Consider the following 5,908-nt stretch of genomic DNA (forward strand, 5'->3'; position numbering starts at 1 on the left):
CCCGCGTGCCAGTACGAGGAGGCCAGGTTCGCCCGCGTCATCAGGGTGTCGGGGTGCTGCGCACCCAGCAGCCGCTCGCGATCGGCCAGCACCCGCTCCTCCAAGGCGATCGCCTCGCCGATCCGCCCCGCCTGCCGGTACGAGGAGGCCAGGTTCGCCCGCGTCATCAGGGTGTCGGGGTGCTGCGCACCCAGCAGCCGCTCGCGATCGGCCAGCACCCGCTCGTCCAGGGCGATCGCCTCGCCGATCCGCCCGGCCTGCAAGTACGAGGAGGCCAGGTTTGCTCGCACCATCAGCGTGTTGGGGTGTTCCGCGCCCAGCAGCCGCTCGCGGGCGGCCAGCACCCGCTCCTCCAAGGCAATCGCCTCGTCCGTCCGCCCCGCCTGCCAGAACGAGATCGCCAGTTGACCTCGGGCCATCAGCGTGTCGGGATGTTCCGCGCCGAGCAGTCGATCGGCGTCGGCGCTCATCCGTTGCCAGTGGGGGATCGAGACGTTGTGGAGGCCCGCGTCGAGGAGGCTTCGTCCGGCCCGGTACAGGATCGGGTGGCCGTCGGGGTGCCACAGGTGGTCGCCGGCATGTGCGGCGAGGGTGTCGGTGTTGGCCCGCAGGACGGCCGCGAGATCCGCGTCGCCGTGGTCGTGGGTGGGCCACAGGTCGAGCAGGGCGTCGGCGGCCGCGTGGGCGGCGGTGGGGAGTTCGGTGTCTGGGGTCACCTCGCGGGCGGCGCGGGCGGTGAGGGCGTGGATGCGGACGGCGCGGGGGCCGTTGCGGGAATCGTCGGTGATCAGGGCGTAGCGGTGCAGCAGCCGAAGCACGGCGTGGGCGTCGTCGGCGTCGACCGGGGTCTCGGGGGTGCGGTGGATGCCGAGGTGGGTGGCGACGCCGGGGTGGGTCCAGAGTTCGCGGGGGTGTCCGGCGGGGTCGAGGAAGGCCGCCAAGGTGAGGGCGGGGGCCGCGAGTCCGGCGGGTTCGGCGCGTTGGGCCGCGTCCAGGGACAGCAGGAGCGCGGTGGCCACCGGTCGCCCGTAGCGTTCGGTGTCCGCGTCCACAGGCAACAGCTTGTCCAGACGGGCGGTGCCGGCGGTGAACAGGCGCAGGTACCGCGCGCAGGTCACATCCTCGTTGATCATGTACGCGGCGGCGTGCGCCAGGGCCAGGGGCAGCAGGCCCAACTCCCGCGCCAGTCGCAGGACATCGTCGTCGAGGAGACGGGCGCATGCGGCGTGGGTGAGGCGCTCGCGCAGATACGTCTCCGCCTCCGCCTCGGTGTAGGTGTCGACGTCGATCACGGCACGGCCGCCGCCCGAGAGCAGGGCGTCGCGGCGGCGGGTGGTGTCCAGGACCGTCCCGCGACCGGACGGCGGCGACGGTGGCCACCACGATTCCAGCGATCGCGGGTCGGTGATGTCGTCGAGGACCACCAACCACGAACGCGGCGTCGTCGCCAGCCAGTTCACGAACGCCCGCGCGTCGTCCTGAGGATCCTGCCCGGCCGCGCCCGGGGCGGCGACCAACCGTGCGGCACGGGCGTAGGTGGTGATCACCTGCTCGGTTTCGGCGGCGTTGACCCACAGGACCAGGTCCACGCCCTCCGCGCGAGCCTGGTGGGCGTAGGCGGCGGCGAGCTGCGACTTGCCCATCCCGCCACCCCCGGACAGCACCACCGTCGCGTGATCGGCCCGGGCCCGATCGATCCGCTCCCGCAACCCGGTACGGTCCTGGAACGCCGAGGCCAACGCCGGCACGGGATCGGGCAGGAGCGGCCACTCCACCGGCACCGGGACGGGCGCGGCTCGGACGTTCAACCGGGCGACGTGGACGTTGCCGCTGATGGCCACCGCGTGGGGCGCCGACGCGGTCGCGGGCCCGGACCTCTCGACGTGCACCGTCCCCGCGCCCGCCGGTAACGAGGACGGTGGTCCACGATGGCCGGACACCGCCGTCCCACCGTCGCCGGCACGAGCATCGCCGCTGTCGGCAACCACCACCTCCTCCACGACCGCCGGGGCATCGGATCCGCGCTCGCGTCGGCGCCATCGCACGGTGGCTTCCTCGCCTTCTCCGGTCACAACGACTGCGTCGACACGATCACCACCACTACCGTGATCCTCAATCCCCGAGCCCCGTCCCACCCCTGTCACGACCAGCCCAACGAGCCGTATCCGGCGCCCACTTCCCAGGACTACCAGACAAACCGGCCCGTCGTACCAAAGCACGACGATCCGGCAGGGAGACCCCCGCCGGCGTCGGCACGCCGGCGCCTCGCCAACCGACCAGGCCCCGTCTACCGAGGCCGACAACAACGCGCCCACGGCGAGCGGTCATCCGCGCAAGGTACGAACTCCCCGCCCGGAGACAAGCCGGGTACCGCCGTCGGCGTTCCTCACGCTCGGCGGTGAGATTCGGACCGGAGCGCTGAACCCGTCGCAGGCGAAGTGCCCCCGTCACCCGGCGAGTTGCCCGGATGACATCGCGCCGTCACGGACGATCGGCCGGCCGCTCCCGGTGGTACAGCGTCACCGGGGTATACGGCCACGACGGTGTGAAGGGGGCCAGCGCGAGTCGAACGGCGGCACGCACGCGGCGAATCGCGGTGGCCGTGGGGGACGCGCCGACCGTGATGTCCGCGAAGACCGTGCTCTCCCGCGCCGTCAGGCGCACGTGCACGTCGGCGGGGGTGCTCACTCCGGCGAGCGCGAGCGACACGGCACGGGCGACCACCCGATGGGCGGTGGGGCCCACCGGGGAGAACGCCGTGCGGCAGGCCGCCTCGATGTCGTCGTGGTGGCACAGCACGTCCGCCCGGGCGAGCATGCCGTCGCGGGCGCCGACGGGTCCGCAGACCACCAGCGGCACACCTGCTACGAGGGCGCACATCGCGCCCTGTTCGCGCGCGGTCCGCGGCCCCTCGTCGGCGCGCACGTCCACGACGACGTCGACGTCCTGGGCGAGCAGCGGACAGCCGCCCCCGGCCGCCCAGGCCACGCAGGGTTCCGTCCGCTCCGTCCCCGGTTGCCCGTGGCAGCGCAGCACGGTGTGTCCGGCCTCGGTCAGGTGCCCCGCGACCTGCCGGCAACCGTCCGGCTGCGACTCGGTGATCACGATCTTCAGTCCCCGTCGGTGCATGATCCCTCCCCTGGGTCACGTCCCAGCCTGGCCGCTCCGCCGCGGATCCGGACAGGGCCGAACGCCCCTCGGAAGATGGCTCGTTGTGACCGGACGGGCACCCCCCACGCACGCCCGCGCGCCGGCCCACTCCGGGTGGCGCACGTCGTGGCGAATCGCGGTTCAGCCCAGCGTCGCGCGGGTCTCGCGTGCGATCCGGATGTCCTCGCCGGCGGTGACGACCACGGTGCGCACCGGCGCGCCCGCTCGGCCGATCTCGGCGTCGGCCCGCGCGCGGGCGTTGGCCCGGGGGTCCAGGCGCACCCCGAGGAACGCCAACTCGGCGACCATGTCCGCGCGCAGCGTGTCGTCGTGTTCCCCGACTCCCCCGGTGAAGGCCAGGACGTCCAGGCCGCCCATCGCCGCGGCCATCGCGGCGATCCTGGTCCGCACCCGGTACGCGTAGATGCCGCGCGCCAGCCGGGCGCGCGCATCGCCCGCCTCGGCGTCGGCCCGGATCGCGCGCATGTCGCCGCCGTGTCCGGCCAGCGCGCTCAACCCGGCCTCGTGCTCCAACACCCGTTCCAACTCCGCGAGTTCGACGCCGGTACGAAGCAACCGAACGAGCATGCCCGGGTCCAGGTCGCCGGCGCGGGTGGCCATCACCAGGCCCTCGGTCGGGGTGAAGCCCATCGTGGTGTCGACACTGATCCCGCCCCGGATCGCGGCCAACGAGGCACCCGCGCCGAGGTGGCAGCTCACCACGCGGGCCGACGACGCCGGCAGGCCGGTCAGTTCGCATGCCCGGGTCGAGGCATAGGCGTGCGACAGGCCGTGGAAGCCGTGGCGGCGCAGCCCCCATCCGGCCCGCCACGCCTCGGGGAGGGCGTACGTGCTCGCCTCGGCCGGGAGGGTGTGATGGAAGGCGGTGTCGAAGCAGGCGACCGCGGGCAGGTCGGGGCGCAGTTCGTGGACCGTGTCGATGCCCGCGATCGCCCGGCCCTGGTGCAGCGGCGCGAGCGGACGCAGTGCGACGACCCGCGCGTATACCCGCGGATCCAGGCGGGCGGGCCCGGTGAAGTCGGCGCCGCCGTGCACGATCCGATGTCCCACGGCGTCGACGGTGCCCGCCTCGCGCAGGAATTCGGCGATCGCCTCGGGCGGAATGGCCTCGGCGCAGGTCAGGTTCGCGGTGCGGGCGATCGTGTCGTCCGGCTCGACGACCGACAACTTCAGGCTGGAGGAGCCCGCGTTGACGACCAGGACGCGTCCGGGGTGGTCGACGCCCTCCGCACGCGCGGCCTCAGTGCGCATCGCGAACCACCGTCTCCCGCCACGCGCGCAGCCGCTCGCGGTCGGCGGCGAGCCCGGGGCCCGCAGCCGACCCGCGACCGCGCCGGCGCGACCGCGGCGACCGCGCGCCGTCCCCGATCGGGCGCCGACACGCGGATGCAGGGGTGCTTCGGGGTGGTGCGAGGGGGAACACGACGGCCGCCTCCCGGTGGATGATGCGTCGATACCGTTCCCAGGACATCGCGGTTCACGCCCCCGCGCCCGGGCCGAAGGACCCGATTGCCTCGGGCAACGCGGCCCTGCCGCACGATCGGCGGCGGCCCTCGGGCGCCGGCGGACGACCGTCGCCGCAAGGGATGCGGTCCCGGACCGGCACCGAACGCGGCCGATCATCGTGGTGGCCGCGCACCACCCGCTGTGCACGGCGAAGGTCACGCGCGTGTGTCGGTGCCGCGGAGGAAGCGGGCGCCCCACTCCCGAACGTGCGCGGCGAACTCCGGCGGTCCCAGGATCTCGAACTCGGCCCCCACGTTGCCCAGTGCCTGGGTCGGCCAGTCCAGGGAGGTCGACGTCATGGTGAGCCGGCAACCGTCCCGGCCGAGTGGTTCGATCGTGCCCCAGCGCCCGACCGCCTGCCGCACTCGCGCGGCGGGTGCGTGTACGAGGACCTCGACCGTGTACGGAGCCGGGGTCCCGCTCGCCGCCCGGACGAAGGCCACGGCGTCCTCGCTCGGGAGCAGCCGCGGCCGAAAGCGGGTGCCGGTCGCGGTCGGCCCGGTGAGCCGGTCGAGGCGGAAACTGCGCCAGTCGTGCCGGCCCAGGTCATAGGCCACCAGGTACCAGCGTCCGCCGAGCGCGACGACGCGGTGCGGCTCGACCTCGCGGTCGGTGGGCGCGGAGCCCCTGGCGGTGTAGCCGAACCGCAGCCGCTCCTCGTCCCGGCACGCCTGGGCGACCGCGGTGAGCACCCCCGACGCGACGACCGGCCCGGACCCGCCGGCAAAACGGGTCACCGCGCGCAGCGCGTCCACCCTGGCCCGCAGCCGGGGCGGCAGCACCCGCACCACCTTGGTGAGGGCGCGCAGCGACGCCTCCTCCATCCCGGCGACCCCGCTCTGCGCCGCGTCGCCGACGCCCACCGCGAGGGCCACCGCCTCCTCGTCGTCGAGCAACAGCGGCGGCAGGACGGCGCCGGGCGCGAGTTGGTAGCCGCCGTCGGTGCCCCGGGTCGCGCCGACCGGATAGCCGAGCTCGCGCAGCCGCTCGACGTCGCGGCGCAGCGTGCGCTCGGACACCCCGAGCCGCTCGGCCAGCTCCGGGCCGGCCCAGTGCCGGTGGGTCTGCAACAGGGAGAGCAGTCCGAGCGTGCGTGAGCTGGTGTTCGCCATGCCGACATCCTGCCTCGACTTCCGGCCGGAAAGTGACCGGAAGCCTGCCTAGAGTCGATCTCGACGGGCCGCACCGAGGCACCGACCGCACCCGAGGCAAGGACAGACACATGCTCACC

At 74.1% G+C, this 5,908-nt stretch carries 4 protein-coding genes; all 4 read right to left on the reverse strand.

The window, feature by feature from the left end; genetic code table 11:
• On the reverse strand, positions 1-2,045 hold a 2,045-nt coding region (locus ACFXMF_RS46375; protein ID WP_380021265.1), incomplete at its 3' end, for a tetratricopeptide repeat protein.
• Between the two features lie 436 nt (positions 2,046-2,481).
• Positions 2,482-3,129: a hypothetical protein gene (locus ACFXMF_RS46380; protein ID WP_360306973.1), complete on the reverse strand. Its 648-nt coding sequence runs from the start codon at positions 3,127-3,129 to the stop codon at positions 2,482-2,484.
• 162 nt (positions 3,130-3,291) lie between these two features.
• Positions 3,292-4,422, reverse strand: a complete 1,131-nt coding sequence (locus ACFXMF_RS46385; RefSeq protein WP_360306970.1) for an acetate/propionate family kinase — start codon at positions 4,420-4,422, stop codon at positions 3,292-3,294.
• A gap of 410 nt (positions 4,423-4,832) precedes the next feature.
• The gene (locus ACFXMF_RS46390; protein ID WP_379990942.1) at positions 4,833-5,789 is read right to left on the reverse strand and encodes a helix-turn-helix transcriptional regulator; all 957 of its coding nucleotides are present in this window, start codon (positions 5,787-5,789) and stop codon (positions 4,833-4,835) included.
• Positions 5,790-5,908: the final 119 nt, after the last annotated feature.

Origin of the sequence: Embleya sp. NPDC059213, assembly GCF_042754445.1 — a bacterium.
Lineage (GTDB): Bacteria > Actinomycetota > Actinomycetes > Streptomycetales > Streptomycetaceae > Embleya.